Source organism: Aurantiacibacter sp. KMU-128 (assembly GCF_056933515.1).
In genome coordinates, this window is sequence record NZ_JBXORT010000001.1 from 787,216 (window position 1) to 804,303 (window position 17,088).

The 17,088-nt window shown below is 60.9% G+C and carries 11 protein-coding genes; 3 read left to right on the forward strand and 8 right to left on the reverse strand.

The window, feature by feature from the left end:
• Window positions 1–18 precede the first annotated feature (18 nt).
• Both ACS0VV_RS04025 and ACS0VV_RS04030 read right to left on the reverse strand, forming a co-directional pair.
• Complete coding sequence (locus ACS0VV_RS04025; protein ID WP_483531442.1) at window positions 19–2,508, reverse strand: calcium-binding protein; 2,490 nt, start codon at window positions 2,506–2,508, stop codon at window positions 19–21.
• Window positions 2,509–2,712: 204 nt separating this feature from the next.
• Complete coding sequence (locus tag ACS0VV_RS04030) at window positions 2,713–2,922, reverse strand: hypothetical protein (protein ID WP_483531443.1); 210 nt, start codon at window positions 2,920–2,922, stop codon at window positions 2,713–2,715.
• A 199-nt stretch (window positions 2,923–3,121) separates the two neighbouring features.
• On the opposite strand from ACS0VV_RS04030, the gene uvrA reads away from it, so the two are divergent.
• Window positions 3,122–6,046 (forward strand): excinuclease ABC subunit UvrA, encoded by a 2,925-nt coding sequence (gene uvrA / locus ACS0VV_RS04035; RefSeq protein ID WP_483531444.1) that lies wholly within the window; start codon window positions 3,122–3,124, stop codon window positions 6,044–6,046.
• Between the two features lie 9 nt (window positions 6,047–6,055).
• Here uvrA and ACS0VV_RS04040 read toward each other — a convergent pair whose 3' ends face one another.
• A complete protein-coding gene (locus ACS0VV_RS04040; RefSeq protein WP_483531445.1) occupies window positions 6,056–8,026 on the reverse strand; it encodes an ATP-binding protein in 1,971 nt (656 codons plus the stop codon).
• Window positions 8,027–8,601: 575 nt separating this feature from the next.
• Here ACS0VV_RS04040 and ACS0VV_RS04045 point away from each other — a divergent pair.
• Complete coding sequence (locus ACS0VV_RS04045) at window positions 8,602–9,510, forward strand: hypothetical protein (protein ID WP_483531446.1); 909 nt, start codon at window positions 8,602–8,604, stop codon at window positions 9,508–9,510.
• Window positions 9,511–9,546: 36 nt separating this feature from the next.
• On the opposite strand, the gene ACS0VV_RS04050 is transcribed toward ACS0VV_RS04045, so the two are convergent.
• Both ACS0VV_RS04050 and ACS0VV_RS04055 read right to left on the reverse strand, forming a co-directional pair.
• Entirely contained in the window at window positions 9,547–10,140 is a 594-nt protein-coding gene (locus ACS0VV_RS04050) for a septal ring lytic transglycosylase RlpA family protein (protein WP_483531447.1), read from the reverse strand.
• A gap of 915 nt (window positions 10,141–11,055) precedes the next feature.
• Window positions 11,056–12,270 carry an argininosuccinate synthase gene (locus tag ACS0VV_RS04055; RefSeq protein WP_483531448.1) on the reverse strand — a complete coding sequence of 405 codons (1,215 nt, stop codon included), beginning with the start codon at window positions 12,268–12,270 and terminating at the stop codon, window positions 11,056–11,058.
• A 126-nt stretch (window positions 12,271–12,396) separates the two neighbouring features.
• On the opposite strand from ACS0VV_RS04055, the gene ACS0VV_RS04060 reads away from it, so the two are divergent.
• The gene (locus tag ACS0VV_RS04060) at window positions 12,397–13,755 is read left to right on the forward strand and encodes an acyltransferase family protein (protein ID WP_483531449.1); all 1,359 of its coding nucleotides are present in this window, start codon (window positions 12,397–12,399) and stop codon (window positions 13,753–13,755) included.
• 142 nt (window positions 13,756–13,897) lie between these two features.
• Here ACS0VV_RS04060 and ACS0VV_RS04065 read toward each other — a convergent pair whose 3' ends face one another.
• From ACS0VV_RS04065 to ACS0VV_RS04075, 3 genes are read right to left on the reverse strand one after another with little or no spacing between them, the layout of a single operon-like run.
• Window positions 13,898–15,388 (reverse strand): vanadium-dependent haloperoxidase, encoded by a 1,491-nt coding sequence (locus tag ACS0VV_RS04065; RefSeq protein ID WP_483531450.1) that lies wholly within the window; start codon window positions 15,386–15,388, stop codon window positions 13,898–13,900.
• A gap of 30 nt (window positions 15,389–15,418) precedes the next feature.
• On the reverse strand, window positions 15,419–15,697 hold the full coding sequence (locus ACS0VV_RS04070) for a hypothetical protein (protein WP_483531451.1): 279 nt from the start codon (window positions 15,695–15,697) through the stop codon (window positions 15,419–15,421).
• 4 nt (window positions 15,698–15,701) lie between these two features.
• Window positions 15,702–17,009, reverse strand: a complete 1,308-nt coding sequence (locus ACS0VV_RS04075) for a class I SAM-dependent methyltransferase (RefSeq protein ID WP_483531452.1) — start codon at window positions 17,007–17,009, stop codon at window positions 15,702–15,704.
• Window positions 17,010–17,088 lie beyond the last annotated feature (79 nt).

Sequence of the window (17,088 nt, forward strand, 5' to 3'; positions counted from 1 at the left end):
ACGTGCGCTCGCGCCACCTTACAGGATAAAATCCGCCTCGGTCAGATTGATAAGCCCGGTCAGCGCGATCGCCAGATTGGCATTGCCATTGCCGTTGGTGTCCATGAAGATCATGGTCACACCGCCCGACTGTTCGAACCGCACTTCGCCCGCTGTGCCGCTGAACGCTCCGCTGCCGATAAAGGTGAAGGCGTCATCGCCGCCGCCCAGAATTGCATCGACCAGCGAGAGGTCGATCTTGTCGTTCTCGGCCTGGTCGAAATCGGTGATCCGGTCGGCGGTACTTGCGGTCAGGCCGGAGAAGTGGCCGTCATCGAAGACAAAGATATCCGCGCCGATATCGCCGCGCATCGTATCGAAGCCCGCGCCGCCGGTAATCGTGTCGTTATCCCTGCCGCCGAAGATCGTATCATTGCCGGTGCCGCCATCGATGATGTCATCGCCATTGCTGCCCTTGATCTCGTCATCGCCCGCGCCGCCTTCGATTGTGTCGATACCGCTGAGACCGTTGATGACATCGTTCCCGCGTCCGCCTTGGATGAGATCATTGAATTGGCTGCCACGGATATTGTCATTCCCGTCAAACCCGCGCAGCGTTGCCGCGCCGCCAGCCGTCACGATGGTGTTGTCGAGATCGTTGCCATTGCCGACCGTGGCGTTGAGCGCGATGCGCAACAGCTCGATATTGTCGCCCAGCGTGAAGTCGACAAACGAACGCACGAAGTCTGTGCCCTCATTGGCAGCCTCGATCACCACATCGCCCAGATTGTCGACGAAGTAGTTGTCGTTCCCGGCCCCGCCCATCATCGTGTCGGCACCGGCATTGCCGTCGATAACATCATTACCGCCGCCGCCGAAGATGGTGTCGTTGCCGCTGCCGGCGAAGATCCGGTCATTGCCGACGCTGCCATTGATTGTATCATCCCCGCCATAGGCGAAGATGCGGCTTCCCAGCGTCGGGTTAGCGAAGATCGTTTCGCCATTATCGGTCGTGTGAATGGCAATCGCGGCGCCGATCAGGGCGAACTCCTCGATATTGGCGTAGCGGGTGCCGAAGGGATTGAGATTGATCGCGGTGTTGAGCCGGTCGGTGCCTTGGCCGGGCAGTTCGGTCACAATGTCAGCGATGCTGTCGATGAAGTAGGTGTCATTGCCCAGCCCGCCAATCATCTCGTCAGTGCCAGTGCCGCCGTCGAGCGTGTCATTGCCATTATTGCCGATGAGGACGTCACTTCCGTCCAGCCCGTAAAGGATATCATCCAAGCCAGAGCCGTTGAGAGTGTTGTCGGTCGTCAGCCGGTCAGTGATCTGGCCATCGCCGGGATTGGCGGTGATCGGGGTGTCGAACGGGCGCGGATCGAGGATTTCGGTGTAGATCTCGCCGTTTTCCCAGCTCACCAGAATACGCCCGTCGGTGGTGAGGCTGGCCGAGAAATCGCCGACATCGCCACCCACCCCGTCGGCATCATTGCTGATGACAATGGTGACGCCCTGTTGGCTGCCGTTAAACCCGCGCACCCCGAGCAGGCGGCCAACCGTATCATCACGGAACACCGTGTAATACCCGCCATCCTCCAGCGCGACCAGATCGATAGTGCTGAAATTGAGCGTGGTGTTGTTGGTGATAACGAACTCGGGCACCGAAGAGGTGCCGTTCTCGTTGAAAATACGACCGCGAATGTCACCGCTTTCCACCCAGGCGACCAGCAGGCGGTTATCCGCCAGTTGCACGATCCGCGGGCCGCTGTCGTCGTCGCCGTCATCGGGCAAAGAGACGTTGTTCACCAGTGTGCCATTGCTGCCATCGGCGTTGCTCAAACGCAATTCGACGGTGCGCCGGTTGAACCCGCCGAACGTATCGTTCTCGGTATAGACCGTGGCAAAGCCGCCATTGGCGAGCGCGATGGTATCCGGCTCGGCAATGTTCTCGCTATCGGCAAAGCCCGAGAAGCCGTCTTCCCGCATCACCACTTCGCTGTCCACCTGCGTGCCGAAGGAGGTGAACTTGCGCCCCACGAGATCCTGGTTGGTGCCGTCATCACGGATGAAGGTGACGAAGAAGCTGCCATCCGATTGCACCGCGACGCTGGGGTTGGAGTAGGTCAACCCGTTGCCTGCGGAGTCGTTCACGGCGAAGTTCTGCAGCGTCGACGTGCCTGTCGCGTCGTAGATGCCGAAGATCAGATCGGTGTCGTCTGCATTCGGGAAGGTGTAGACCATCACGAAACCGCCATCGGGTGTCGCCGCGACCGAGTTGAGCACTTCCTGCCGCGAGAAGCCGAAGCCGTTGTTGAGGAACAGTGATCCGGTGACCGGCTGCCCAAGCGCGTTGAAAATCACCCCGACAATGTCAGTGCCGGTGCCATTGGCGACCGTATCGTTATCATCTTCCCACACGACCAGAAAATTGCCGTTGGCCAGCGCGACCACGCGCGGATTGGCCTGCGCATTGGTGGTGACGAGATTGGTGATGAATTCCTGCAACCAGGTTGTTGGCGTAATCGACATGATATTTCCCCCACATGGCGGCCGCACTAGAGCAAGCCGGTAAACCGCGTGCGCGGAGTGGCCGGAAGGCAAATCGCGCGGGCGGACAATGGCGCAAACCTATCATCGACCGGGCATAGGCAAAAGCCACAATCGCCAGGCCGGTGCGGGCGTCCATATCCGGGACGCGGGCGAGGGGCTTGGCGAAATGCGACAGGGGGGGCTTTACCTGATCGCCTGTGCTTTCGTCATGATGAAACGCCCCAAGCACAGCACATCCAGCCTGTGGATTGTATCCAGCAGCGTGCGCGCCATCGCCTTTTCCTGCGCCAGCGCGCGTTCCAGATCGACGCCCACCGACGCCAGTTCCTTGAACACGTCGTCCATGGCCGTGTCTTTGACGGCAGTGCTCTCGTGCGGTGCTGCTGTGGCCATGGGTCCGGTCTTCCGTGTTGCGATACGAAGGAAACATAGCGCGTTGCCGATTACCATTCAATGTATGCGCGCGCCGCGCACTTTCCCCGCTCTGCCCCATCCGAACATTTGCAGAACATCGCGTCTTTCGCTAAGCCATCTCGAACACCCCCATCAGCCCCTCTGGACTCTGCTCCAGCCAAGCCCCAAGTGACCCGCCATGGCTCTTACCCACATCACCGTCAAAGGTGCCCGCGAGCATAATCTCAAGGGTGTCGATATCGAATTGCCGCGCGATGCGCTGATCGTCATCACCGGGCTTTCGGGCTCGGGCAAGTCGAGCCTTGCTTTCGATACGATCTATGCCGAGGGGCAGCGGCGGTATGTCGAGAGCCTTTCCGCCTATGCGCGGCAATTCCTCGAAATGATGCAGAAGCCCGATGTCGAGCATATTGACGGGCTTTCGCCCGCGATCTCCATCGAGCAGAAGACGACGATCCGCAACCCGCGCTCGACCGTGGCGACGGTGACCGAGATTTACGACTATATGCGCTTGCTCTGGGCGCGGGTAGGGTTGCCCTACAGCCCTGCCACCGGCTTGCCGATTGAAGCACAAACCGTCTCCAATATGGTCGACCGGGTGATGGCGCTGCCCGAAGGCACGCGGCTCTACCTGCTCGCGCCCGTGGTGCGTGGTCGCAAGGGGGAATATCGCAAGGAGCTGGCCGAGTGGCAGAAGGCGGGCTTCACCCGCGTGCGCATCGACGGTGAGATGTATGCGATCGAAGAGGCGCCCGCGCTCGACAAGAAGTTCAAGCACGACATCGAAGTGGTGGTTGACCGGCTGGCGGTGAAAGAAGGGCTGGAGACGCGGCTGGCGGACTCGTTCGAAACCGCGCTGAAGCTGGCCGAGGGGCTGGCCTATGTGGATCTGGCCGACGGTGTAGTGCCGGGCCGCGAGGATGAGGACGCATCTGGCGGCGCTATGAAAGGCGCAGGCCTGCCGCCCAACCGTATAGTCTTTTCCGAGAAGTTCGCCTGCCCTGTTTCCGGCTTCACCATTGAAGAGATCGAACCGCGATTGTTCTCCTTCAACTCCCCGCAAGGCGCGTGCCCGACCTGCGACGGGATTGGCGAAAAGCAGCTGTTCGACGAGCAGCTGGTGGTGCCCAACGAAGAACTGAGCCTAAAGAAGGGCGCGGTGGTGCCGTGGGCCAAATCCAACCCGCCGTCGCCCTACTATATGCAGGTGCTGGGCAGTCTGGCGGCGGAGTTCGGGTTCAGCCTCGAAACGCCGTGGAGCCAGCTCTCCGAAGAGCACCGCGACATTATCCTCTACGGCACGAAGGGCAAGCGCGTCCCGCTCACCTTCAAGGACGGGCGCAAGGAATACACCGTCCACAAGCCTTTCGAGGGCGTGATCGGCAATTTGAACCGCCGCATGGCGCAGACCGAGAGCGCGTGGATGCAGGAGGAGCTTTCGAAGTTCCAGACCGCGCAGCCGTGCGAGACGTGCCACGGTGCGCGCCTCAATCCCAAAGCGCTCGCGGTGAAGATCGCGGGCAGCGACATCGCCGCGCCCGTGCGCCTCAGCGTGTCCGATGCACTCGCCTTCTTCGAGGCGCTGCCCGAAAAGCTCAACGACACGCAGAACCAGATCGCCAAGGCCATCCTCAAGGAGATTGTCGAGCGGCTAGGCTTCCTCAACAATGTCGGGCTCGATTACCTCAATCTCGACCGCACCAGCGGCACGCTCAGCGGCGGGGAGAGCCAGCGCATCCGCCTCGCCTCGCAGATCGGCAGCGGCCTGTCGGGCGTGCTCTACGTGCTCGACGAGCCCTCCATCGGCCTCCACCAGCGCGACAATGACCGGCTCTTGGAAACGCTCAAACGCCTGCGCGATCTCGGCAATACGGTGATCGTGGTCGAGCATGACGAGGACGCGATCCGGCAGGCCGACCATGTCGTCGATCTCGGCCCCGGTGCGGGGGTGCGCGGCGGCGAAGTGGTGGCGCAGGGCACGCTCAAGCAGATCATGAAGAGCAAACGCTCGCTCACCGCCGATTACCTGACCGGACGGCGCGAGATCGCGGTTCCGAAGACGCGGCGCAAGGGCAATGGCCACAAGCTGACCGTCCACGGCGCGCGGGCGAACAACTTGAACAACGTCACCGCCAGCCTGCCATTGGGCACCTTCACCTGCATCACCGGCGTTTCCGGCAGCGGCAAATCCTCCTTCACCATCGACACGCTCTACGCCGCCGCCGCGCGCACGCTGAACGGGGCGCGGGTGATCGCGGGGGCGCACGACAAGGTCACCGGCCTCGAATATTGCGACAAGGTGATCGAGATCGACCAGTCGCCCATCGGCCGCACCCCGCGCTCCAACCCCGCGACCTACACCGGCGCCTTCACCCAGATCCGCGACTGGTTTGCGGGCCTCCCCGAAAGCCTGGCGCGCGGATACAAGCCCGGCCGCTTCAGCTTCAACGTGAAGGGCGGCCGGTGCGAGGCGTGCTCGGGCGACGGCCTCATCAAGATCGAAATGCACTTCCTGCCCGATGTCTATGTAACGTGCGAGGAATGCGGCGGCAAACGCTACAACCGTGAAACGCTGGAAGTGAAGTTCAAAGGCCACTCCATCGCCGACGTGCTCGACATGACGATCGAGGACGCGGAGGACTTCTTCAAGGCCGTCCCCCCCATCCGCGACAAAATGCATATGCTGAACGAGGTGGGGCTGGGCTATGTGAAAGTCGGCCAGCAGGCGACGACGCTGTCAGGCGGAGAGGCACAGCGGGTGAAACTGGCAAAGGAGCTGTCCAAACGCTCGACCGGCCAGACGCTGTATATCCTCGACGAGCCGACCACCGGCCTGCATTTCGAGGATGTGCGGAAGCTGCTGGAAGTGCTGCACCGGCTGGTGGACCAGGGGAACTCGGTCGTGGTGATCGAGCATAATCTGGATGTGATTAAGACTGCGGATTACTTGCTCGATCTGGGGCCGGATGGCGGCGTGCGTGGGGGTGAGGTTGTGGCGTCTGGCACTCCGGAGGAGGTTGCTGCGACGGCGGGGAGTTATACGGGGCAGTATTTGCAGCCGATGTTGGGGAAGGGGAAACCTTCGCCGGAGACGGCGGAGTGACGGAGAGAATTAGTTCCCTAAGTCTTTGAGCAGTACATCGAAGAATGGAGCATTTCGCTTCCGCGCATCTTCCAGTAACTTGTTGTACCCAAATATCTCCGTGTAGATTTTATATCCCTTGTGATAGTGAAAGAGTGACTTCTCGTCCCACGAGGTTTGAAAATCGTGATACTTGGCTACCTCTCGCAGAGAAGGTTCCAGATCAGCGATAATATACGCCGTAATTTGTGTTGTTGAGGGTATCTCGATTGTTGCGCCCTCCTTACTGACAAAGGAGCCCCTAGACCTAATTTGCTCGATCGTTTCGCGGATCTGTTTGATTGGATCGCGACCCTCTACGCTCGATTTATAGTCATCTCGTCCAGGGCGCTTAAACTCAACGGCCATGACAGCTGAGGTTCCATCACCTCCAGCGACATAAACCTCATCATAGAAACCGATGTCGATAACACGGTCTCCGGCTTTCCTTCTGCCGCCGTGAAGGGTTCTGTCGCTGGACGCGTATGAAACAAATGAGAGTCTCTCATCGAGTAGCCAAAGATTGTGTCTATAATACTTGGTCTCAGTCGTATCAGAGTATCGAGGAAATATTAGGTCGTGCACTGCATCCTCCGGATGCATCTTTGAAGCGTCATCAAATTTCCGGAGCGCATCCGCAACCTCAAGGACCGCGCGGCGATGGACCACATACTCGCTCAACGCATCGCGATATGTATCAGTCACTTGCGCAAGGATTTCATCCTTGCGCGCCTTAAACTTCTCTTCGTCAGCAAACGTGTCTTTGAGATACCTTGACCACCGACGCTCTGCTCGCAGTCGCTGCAGTGAGAGATCGGCTACGAAGTTTTCCGTTTTCCAGTTTGCGGGCTTGCGCTCGATATACTGTTGAACAGTTTTGCCGTCCAATCCAAAGCGTAACAACGGGTGCGTTTGTAACAGTCCAACCACGCTTTCTTCTTGATCGTCTCGAATCTTGCGGCGCTGATCAGTCTCGGTAATCCCGATTAACTCGCAGCACTTGTCGACGATTTCTACGATTTGAGATTCTGGGACCTCCAGAAATGTTCGATCAGGGTTTGCATTCTCATCTAGGAATGGGCCGCTCACTGCGGCAATAACGACATATCGAGTGCCGTCGTCTTTCTCGAAGTACGACCGGCCCAATTTGTTCTGAATCGCTCGACCGCGCCCCAAGACTCGATTGTCTGCAAAGAAAAGTAGTGTGTGTTCCGAGTAAGGCTTCCCGTACTCAGATCGGGAAACATCAAGTGAGAATTGATAGTCGACACCGTCAAATTCTAGAGTAAAGTCGTGTTGCTCTTCATGACTGAACTTCGTGACGAAGTGATCTCGCAAATTAGTTTTCTTGCCATTGTAGATAACTTCAGTGTCAGGAAGAGTGCCCGCTGCCAGATAAGTAAGGAAGTTTTGTGTGACGCGGTCTAAGAACTGTTCCTCATTAAGTTCCCGCCATCGAGGGAGATACTCATCGCGGACCTTGGAATAGCGCACTTGGCATCCATGTTCGAAAGGTAACGAATCCGCAGCGTCGAGAGGAATTATCTCCTCATCACTATAAATGTCGAAAAGAAAGGATTCCGTGTCTTCGGAGCCATCAGTTCGGTAAGTATAAGTGATTTCTTCAAAAACTTTAAACCCAATAAATCGCCCAAACCCCTGACCATTCTTCCGCAATTTTCGTCCGGTAAATGGCGTAACAAACGCGCGCATATTGTCTTCATCAAGACCATCACCATTGTCGCTAACAGTCACGGAGAAAGTGTTATCCGTTGCGCCGTCTGTAACCGAAACGACGATCCTTCCTAACGTTCGCGATTCAGTCTGACCGAAGCGCTCGACAACCGAATGGATTGAGTTCGACATGGCTTCGAATATGGGCAGAAGAAAGCCGCCTGTGTGTTTGGCGAGATTTGTTCGTGCGAGTACTGCTCGCATGTCAGGTTTTTGTAATTCAGGCATACTTCCTCCGACGCAATGGCTTGCACTTGAGGACTTTGAAAGCAAGTGAAGACGAAAAAATCGGTCACAATTTTGGAGTTCCGGGGACATAGAGTCCCGTGATTAGATGCATGCTTGGTGTCGTGTCTGGTTGGGCAATTCTATCTAACTCGTCACCTTCGCCAGCAGCCGGCGGAGAGAAAGGCTGAGTTCCATGCATCATAAAAGAGGCCGTGCGCGCAGCCGTCGCGCCGAGGTGACGTGTGGGTGGGGTAGGAACAACTTCACCCTCGTCATTCCCGCGAAGGCGGGGAAGCGAAGCTGTGCATGGCACAATCCAGCTTGTTTGTGCGCTCACTTCCGCAAGGAAGCTGGACCCCCGCCTTCGCGGGGGTGACGGGAAGGGGGGGTGACGTGGTGTGGTTGGCTATAGTTTCTCCGCCAGAAGAAAAAGCAATCGTAGGCCTATGGCCAGCTTCGCGTCCGACAAGCTCAGGATGAGCGGGGAAGGGGGGAGGCCAATCCCCTTTCCTACACCCCCACACATATGCCTCCCTGCGCGGTTCTCCCAGAACCACGCAAGGACACTCACGCATATGAACGCCCTAATCACCATCGACCAGCCGCAGCCGCAAGGCGAGCCCGCTCGCCCCGGCCCTGCGCCGATCCTCACGCCCGCGCTGCAAGGCGCTTTCCTTGCCAGTCTCCAGCTGGTCGGCAATGTCTCCATCGCCTGCGCGCACGCGAAGATTGCGCGGATGACGGCCTATCGCGCGCGGCGGCGCTCGCCTGCCTTTGCGCGGGCCTGGGATGCGGCGCTGCTCGCGGCGCGGGTCCATGCGGAGGCGGAGCTGGCGGACCGGGCGATCAACGGGGTGGAGGAGGCGGTGTTTTATCACGGGGAGGAGGTGGCGCGGCGGCGGCGCTATGATTCCCGCCTGCTGCTCGCCCATCTCGCGCGGCTCGACAAAATGGCCGAGCGCGCCGATCTGCAGGCGGATCAGGCGCGGCTCGACGATTGGGTCGATGCGCTTGAACGCGGCGAGGATCTGGCGGCGGTGATCGCGGCGGAGGATGCGGACGCGGTTTCCCCTCAGGACGCGGTTTCCTCTCAGGACAGTGTAACAGGTGTAACAGGTTCGGCCTCTGGAGGGGGTGCTGCCGCGCGCAACACGCCGCCGCCATGCCCCGTTTGCGGGGGCAAGTGCTTCGGGTTGGAGGAGAACCCGCCGGTGCAGCTCGGCCCCGATGACTGCCAGTGGTTCGGCAACCGGCTCGAACGGATGATGGCGGCGCGGCCTGCCGAGGTGCTGGTCGATCCCGACCTCGATGCGGAAGCGCTGCAATCGGGCGAGCTCGATGCCATCCACATCGATGCCTTCGAAGCGGGTCTGCCCGAATGGTGGCGCATCGGATCGTGGGAGGAGCTCTACGCGCGCATGGCGGAGCAAGACGCGGCAGAGGCGGCGTTGGCGGAGGCGTTTGCGGCCGGGGAGTGCGGGTGAGGGCTAGAAGGCGGCCGGTAGCGTGCGCGGGCGCGCCTAGTCGCGCAGCAGTTCGAGCTGCACCGTGCCGTGGCCGCGCTGGATCAGGCCGATCTCGGTCGCGGCGGCCTGGCTCAGGTCAATCGTGCGCCCACGGGTGAACGGCCCGCGATCGTTGATGCGCACGATCACGCTGCGGCCATTGCCGGTATTGGTCACCCGCACGCGGCTGCCGAAGGGCAGGGTGCGGTGCGCGGCGGTGAGCGCGTTCATGTCGAACGTCTCGCCATTGGCGGTGCGGCGGCCGTGGAACTGGCGGCCGTAATAGGAGGCGACCCCGCTGCCGAGCGCCTCTGCGGCGGGCGGTGCGGCGGGCTCGATCGTGGCGATGTCGACCGCGTGCGCGGGGATCGCCACCGCGCCCGGATCGGCATAGCGGGCGAAGGTCTCTTCGAACGCGGCTTCGGGGCTGGGGGTGAAGACCGGCGCGCCCGCAGGCACGGAGTGGGTGCCGGCGAGCGGCGCGCGCTGCGGTGCCTGTTGCGCTTGGCCGACGCCTGCCGCGCCCAGCAGCGCCAGCGCCGCAAGGGCGAGCGAGGCCCGGCCCTTGGCGCGCATCCGCTTGGTGCGCGGCGTGCGAATAGGTTCCATCCCGTTCATGGGAGGCGCCAATACAGGCGAATGGTAAACGACCCCAAATGTAACACGCGGCCCGTCGCCGCTGCGGCTCGTTTCATCGGAAAACGGGGCCGGAAACGCGGCGGAATGCGGTTTCCTACACAGGCTGACAGTGCTTGGAGACGGCATTTCCGCGCTTGGACTCGGCCAAAGCGGGGTTCCGGGAAGTTGCGCAATGCGCAGGGCGGGGCGAAAAGGGGGGCGGAAAAGAGAAATGGGGCCGGCATTGCTGCCGACCCCACTCTCACTGGCGGTGGACTCCCGAAGGAATGCTTATCGCCTGGCGTTTCTTCGTCCGGTCGTTGCCCGAAGGCCCGGTTCCTTGCCGAATATGTCGCCCGGCGCTCGCGCCGGTGCCGGAGCTGGTTTTCCGTGCTGCGAGTTCCCGAAGGACCTCAGCTGCGCTTCCTTCCAGTCCGAGACTGGATGCTTTCGCTGGCGTCTCAAGCGGCTCCTTCCGCACCTCGGTGCTTCCGATTCCTCGACGCCGGTTTCCACATCCGGCCTATCCGTTGATCGCTGCTCTTTGTCTCAACAGTCCGGTTTCTGTCCGCTCTCCCGAAGGAAACCTTCCGTCCGCCATTCCTCCACAAGGAACGATGCCATCATCGCGTCGTCGACTTGCCACTTTCCCCTGTGTCCGAACCGGCAGGCGGTTCTTCGTAGCGGTCTGTTTCCGTCTTCGATGTTTGGAGAATGCGCCTGCGGACCGAGTCGGGCAAGGGCGCCAGCGTCGACTTATCCACTTTTGGCCGGAATGCCAGTGGACAAGGGTGGATAAGTCAACGCTTCGGCGTTTCGCGTGAAACTATCCACCATTTTGAGGCGATTTCGGGTGCGAAGTGACTCAAATGACTCACATTTGGCGCAATCAAGCGACTCCCCGGGTCACCGGTCGCGCTTGGCGAGCAGCTTCAAACGCAGCGCGTTGAGCTTGATAAAGCCCGCCGCATCGGCCTGATCATAAGCGCCCGCATCGTCCTCGAACGTTACATGCGCTTCGGAATAGAGCGAATTGGGCGACTTGCGGCCCACAACCGAGGCCTGCCCCTTGTAGAGCTTGAGCCGCACAGTGCCGCTCACCTTCTCCTGAGAAAGGTCAATCGCGGCCTGCAGCATCTCGCGTTCAGGGGCGAACCAGAAACCGTTGTAAATGAGCTCGGCATATTTGGGCATCAGCTCGTCCTTCAAATGCGCCGCGCCGCGGTCGAGCGTGATCTGCTCGATCCCGCGATGCGCGCGGGCGTAGATCTCGCCGCCGGGCGTTTCATACATCCCGCGCGACTTCATGCCGACAAAGCGGTTCTCGACCAGATCGAGCCGCCCGATGCCGTGCTTGCGGCCCAGATCATTGAGTGCGGTGAGCAGCGTGGCGGGGCTCATCGCCTCGCCATTCAGCGCGACGCCGTCGCCGCGTTCGAAGTCGATGGTGATGTATTCGGGCGCATCGGGCGCGCTTTCCGGGTGCTCGGTGCGCGAATAGACATAGTCGGGCGTCTCTTCCCACGGGTCTTCGAGCACTTTGCCTTCGGACGAGGTGTGGAGGAGGTTTGCATCGGTGGAGAAGGGGCTTTCGCCACGCTTGTCCTTCGGCACCTGGATCTGGTGCTTTTCCGCCCAGTCGATAAGCGCGGTGCGGCTCGTCAGATCCCATTCGCGCCATGGAGCGATCACGCGGATATCGGGATTGAGCGCATAGGCCGACAGCTCGAAACGCACCTGATCGTTGCCCTTGCCGGTCGCACCGTGGGCGATGGCATCAGCGCCGGTCTCGTGCGCGATCTCGACCAGACGCTTGGAGATAAGCGGGCGGGCAATCGATGTGCCGAGCAGATAATCGCCTTCATACCGCGCATTGGCACGCATCATCGGGAAGACGAAATCGCGCACGAATTCCTCGCGCAGGTCTTCGATGAAAATGTGCTCGTCGGGAATGCCCATCAGCCGCGCCTTGTCACGCGCCGGCTCGATTTCTTCGCCCTGGCCGAGATCAGCAGTGAACGTCACCACTTCCAACCCGCGCTCGGTCATCAGCCATTTGGCGATGACGGATGTATCCAGACCACCCGAATAGGCAAGGACGACACGTTTGATATCGGACATGAGGCAAGGGCTTCCTGTTGCAATTGCTGCGCCCGCTAACAGGACAGGCCTTATCGGGCAATCGCTTGCATCATGAAAAGCGCGTTCGCATATTGAGCGGGACACGGACCACAGGGTTGAGGACGTATGGCAGGAACATCGGCTGCGAAGCCCAAGCGCAGCGTTTGGGGCAAGGCGAGGGAGCTTGCCGAGTCCACTCCGCCCGACCGCAACCGCTGGGTCGATTTCCTGCGCGCTCTGTCGATCCTTGCCGTTGTGTTTGGCCACTGGCTGGTCGCGGCGCCTTATATCGACCCACTAGGCGAAGTGCAGGGCGGCCATCTGCTTGGGCTGGTGCCGTGGACGCAATGGCTGACTTGGGGCTTTCAGGTGATGCCGGTGTTCTTCCTGGTCGGCGGCTACGCCAACAGCGTGAGCTGGCAGGCCCGGTTGCGCAAGGTTCAGCCGGGTGAAACGGGCGTCTATCGCAACTGGTTTGCGAGCCGCATCCAGCGCCTGATCGCACCGGTCTTTCCGGTGCTGCTTGTTTGGGCCGCATTGGCCTTTGCGATGACTCTTGCGGGGATGGACCGCGATGCGGTGCGCATGGCGACGCAGCTGGCACTGGTGCCTGTATGGTTCCTCGCGGTCTATCTGCTGGTGACTGCGCTAACGCCACTCACGCTCAAGGCTTGGCAGCGGTTTGGCCCGCTGAGCTTTGCTGCACTTGTTTTGGAAGTGGCGGTGGTCGACTGGCTCCGGCTAGGCATGGACGTACCATACATCGCCTTTGCCAATTTCCTCTTTGTGTGGGTGGCCGTTCATCAATTGGGGTATGGCTGGCAGACTGGCTGGTTGGGACAAACAAGGGGCGCGGCCCTCTTCCTCGTCGGCGCGGCGGCGCTCTTCGCGCTTTCGGTTACCGGCCCCTATCCCATTGCGATGATCGGCGTGCCGGGTGCAGAGCTCTCCAATTCGATGCCGCCGACAAGCGCGCTGCTGGCGCTCGGTATGGCGCAGGCCGGAATTGTGCTGGTGATAGAGCCTTGGGGACGCAGGCTGCTCGACAATGTGCGCCTGTGGACCGCGACGATCCTGCTCAGCGGTATGATCATGACGGTTTATCTTTGGCACCTAACCGCCTTCGTTCTGGTGGTCGTGCTGGCTTGGCTGGCAGGCGGAATCGGTCTGTCGACCTATCCCGGAACAGCGGAGTGGTGGCTCGCGCGGCCTGTCTGGATCGCAGTCTATCTCGCCGCGCTGCTGCCGATGATCGCCCTGTTTGCCCGCTTCGAGAATGGTAGGCCAATGGAGAAAAGGCAGATACCGCATTGGAAGCTGGTCATGGGTTTGCTCTTGATCTCGCTCGGCCTCGCGCTGACGGCGGCGATCAGCATTGCCAGTCCCGAGGGGATGACCGGCGTGCGGCTGTGGGTGGTGGCACTGCCATTCGTGGGAGCGGCGCTGCTGGGCTTCGGTCCTGTGGCGAAGTGGCTGCGTAGCTAGCCGCGCATTTCCTTGAGCAGTCCTGGCCAATAGACCGACGGCCAGCGCTGCGCCAAAGACGAAGCGTGTTTTGAGCAAGTTCGCATCCGGCGGCCCGTACCTCGCGCTCACGAACCGGCCACAAAATGCTTTATTGTTTCACTTAGCCGGCAAACAATTCCTGTGCCCGGTCATGCACAACGGCGGCGACGCGGCGGCCCATCAGCAGGCCTTCGCGGTTGTCTGCCTCGATGTGATAGCCGCCATAGATGCGCGAAATGCCCGCCATATCGGCGGTGGCGGTGAAGGTCGGCAGCACCATGCGCACTTCCTCGCCCAGCGCCTCGGGCTCGGTAATGTCGCCGGGAATGCGGGTGAGCTCCGCGCCGAATTCATCGTCGCCGGTTACCAGACGTAGCACTTCGGCGCAGCAGGCGCTCACCGCGCTATGGCCGGAGACGTAGCCAGGGAAGGGCGGGCTGACGAATTCGTACGGGCTATACGGATACCACTCGCTGCCCGGCAGTTCGACCGTGCCGCGACCCGGGCCGCCCCAGCCGCGAATGGTCTGATCCGCGAAGTAATGGCGCACCAGCGTCCACGGGCGGGCGCTGTCGTAATGCCGCTTGGTATCCCATGCGGCGATGAAGGCATCGTGTGCCGCCATCCCTACGGTGAAGAACAGTTTCACGTCATCGTCCAGACCGTTGCGATCGCGGCGCGAGACGTCCTGCGCGAAACGCAGCCAGTGCCCCGACTGGCCGGTCGAGCCGGGGCCGTCGCGCATGAATTCGACAATTGCCTTCTGCTCATTGGTCAATCCGGCGTTGAAATCGAGCACCTGCTGCACTTCGGCGAGCAATTCGTCCGAGCCCACCAGCGGCGGCGGCGGTGCCCGAAACTGGTTAGACGACGTCAGCGCAAAAGTGTTCACACGGTACCAGTGGGGCGTCAGGAAGCCTGGCGCAGCGGTCGAGCCGTCGGGGTAGCGGAAGGTGATCGGCTGCCAGCGATCGGGGTGGAGGATGCGGTCGGGCGGGTTGACGGGATTATACTGCGTGTAGTCGGAATAGGCATCGCCGCTCGAACCCGGCTCGTCTCCCAGCTGGTTGGCCCCGTCGCGGTGGCATTCGCCGGTGATCGTCTCGCCGATAAGCGTGCCGATACCCGCCGGAGTGACGGCGTTGGGAATGGCGCCATCCGGATCGTAGCCGAAGTAGAGCAGCGCCGCGCTGATGGCCGAGCCGCTTTCGGGATAGACATCGCGCAGCGCGTGAGCGACCGCATAGCTGATCGCCTCTTCCTGATTGGCAAGGGTACGCTCGCTCGCCGGACGTTTCAGCCGTGTGCCGAACCATGCGCCGTGCGCGGTGTCGTCATAGGCAGCCCACGCTTCATACATGGCGGAGACGACAATCCCCATCGCCCGCGCCAGCACTGTGGGCCGCGCGCCATATTGCCGGACATCGACTGCGGCGGTGTCGAGCAGCACATTCGTCCAGCGATAGGCGAGCGAGGCATCGGGCACGGCAAGCGACGTGCCGCTATGGCGTACCCGCACTGCCGGATCGCGCGCGGCTGCGGGCGCAAATGGAAGTGTCGCTGCCAGTCCGAGAGCACCGCCTTTCAGCAGAGCACGTCGTTTAATGAGCATCGTTTCCCCCTTTGTTGCTCGATTGACTGGCTATTGGAAAGGTAAGCGCAGCAGCCACGAAAGCGCTACGATAACTCCGGCCACGAACAGATGCGCCGCAAAGAGCACTCCGAACCAACCCGCTGTCTCGGGGCTTGCTACAGAACGTCCCGGAACCGCCTTGAGATAAGGCCCGGTCATGAGGTGGAGCAGTGCGCCGCACAAGGCCACCAGCAGCAGCCAAACCAGCGGCAAACCAGCGGAACTAATGGCGATGGCTCCAAGGCCCGTGACCACCGCCACCAAATCGCGAGTCGTAACGCGCTTCACGTCTCTACTCCGCCGCTTCCTTCAGCGCCGGATCGAGGTGCCATTGTGGGGGTTCTTCCATGCCCTGCAGGCGGCGTTCTTCTTCGTACATGAAGTCGCGGGTCATCGGCAGGGCGGTGCGGTCTTTCACATAGACGATCTGGTGGTTCACCAGCCCGCCATTGCGGAAGGCCTGCTCGGCTCCGGCGAGGTAGAACAGCCACATACGGTAGAACTGTTCGTCATACATTTCGACCAGCTCGTCCTTGTGCATCACGGTGCGGTTGTACCATTCTTCCAGCGTGTAGCAGTAGTGGAAGCGCATCGCTTCTACATCCATCACCTGCCAGCCGAATTGCTCGGACTGGGTGATCAGCTCCGACAAAGCGGGGATGTAGCCGCCCGGAAAGATGTATTTGCGGGTGAAGGCATCGGTAAAGCCCGGAGGGCCCGCGCGGCCGCAAGCATGGCTCAGCATCACGCCCTTGGGCTTCAGCAGCTTGGCGGTGTGCTCGTAGAATTGCGGGTAGTGCGGGGTGCCGACGTGTTCGAGCAGGCCGATCGAGCTGATCCGGTCGAATTCCCCGCGAACCTCGCGGTAATCCATCAGCGCGAACTTCACCTTGTCGGACACGCCCGCCTCGGCAGCGCGTTCCTTGCAGAAGGCGATCTGGTCGGGCGCGAGCGCCACGCCCAGCACTTCACAGCCATACATCCGGTTGAGATAGAGCGCAAAGCCGCCCCAGCCGCAGCCGATATCGAGCACGCGCATATTGGGCCCGTTCTCGGCAGTGATGTTCAGCTTCGCAGCGAGATGCGCCTTCTTGTCGAGCTGCGCCTGTTCGAGCGAGACATCGGGCGTGCGGTGATAGCCCATCGTGTATTGCCGGTCCTCGTCGAGGAACAGCTCATAAAGGCGGCGGGTGAGGTTGTAGGTGTGCTCCGCATTCTTGCGCGCCTTGCCCGGCAGATTGATGCTGTCGGCCTTGGCAATGGCTTTCTGCGCCAGCCACTTGGCCTTGCTCTGCGGCTGGATCGCGGCATCGCCGATGGCCTTGGATTGGGCGGTGAAGAACAGGATCAGATCGCGCAGATCATGCGGTTCGACAATGTCCATCCAGCCCCACATGAAGGCCTCTGCGGTGCCCAGCTGCGGGTAGCGGGCGATATGCATCGCGGCCTTGGGATTGGTGAGGCGGACGTGCATCGGCTCCGAGTAACCGCCCTCGACTTCGCCACCTGCACCATATTCGTAGACCTTGCCGTCATGATCGGTGACGATCAGCTTGCCATTCTTGATGACCCGCTTGAGCAATTTGTCGAGCAACCACATAAATTCTGCATCCCCTGAATATCTTATCGGACCTGACGGGCGGGTTTGCGGATGCTTTGCGGGGAAGTCAATTGCGCGC

Bases quoted from the DNA above. Each gene is read 5' to 3' on its own strand.
- ACS0VV_RS04025 (WP_483531442.1), bottom strand. From the start codon at position 2,508: ATGTCGATTACGCCAACAACCTGGTTGCAGGAATTCATCACCAATCTC.
- ACS0VV_RS04030 (WP_483531443.1), bottom strand. From the start codon at position 2,922: ATGGCCACAGCAGCACCGCACGAGAGCACTGCCGTCAAAGACACGGCC.
- uvrA (WP_483531444.1), top strand. From the start codon at position 3,122: ATGGCTCTTACCCACATCACCGTCAAAGGTGCCCGCGAGCATAATCTC.
- ACS0VV_RS04040 (WP_483531445.1), bottom strand. From the start codon at position 8,026: ATGCCTGAATTACAAAAACCTGACATGCGAGCAGTACTCGCACGAACA.
- ACS0VV_RS04045 (WP_483531446.1), top strand. From the start codon at position 8,602: ATGAACGCCCTAATCACCATCGACCAGCCGCAGCCGCAAGGCGAGCCC.
- ACS0VV_RS04050 (WP_483531447.1), bottom strand. From the start codon at position 10,140: ATGGAACCTATTCGCACGCCGCGCACCAAGCGGATGCGCGCCAAGGGC.
- ACS0VV_RS04055 (WP_483531448.1), bottom strand. From the start codon at position 12,270: ATGTCCGATATCAAACGTGTCGTCCTTGCCTATTCGGGTGGTCTGGAT.
- ACS0VV_RS04060 (WP_483531449.1), top strand. From the start codon at position 12,397: ATGGCAGGAACATCGGCTGCGAAGCCCAAGCGCAGCGTTTGGGGCAAG.
- ACS0VV_RS04065 (WP_483531450.1), bottom strand. From the start codon at position 15,388: ATGCTCATTAAACGACGTGCTCTGCTGAAAGGCGGTGCTCTCGGACTG.
- ACS0VV_RS04075 (WP_483531452.1), bottom strand. From the start codon at position 17,009: ATGTGGTTGCTCGACAAATTGCTCAAGCGGGTCATCAAGAATGGCAAG.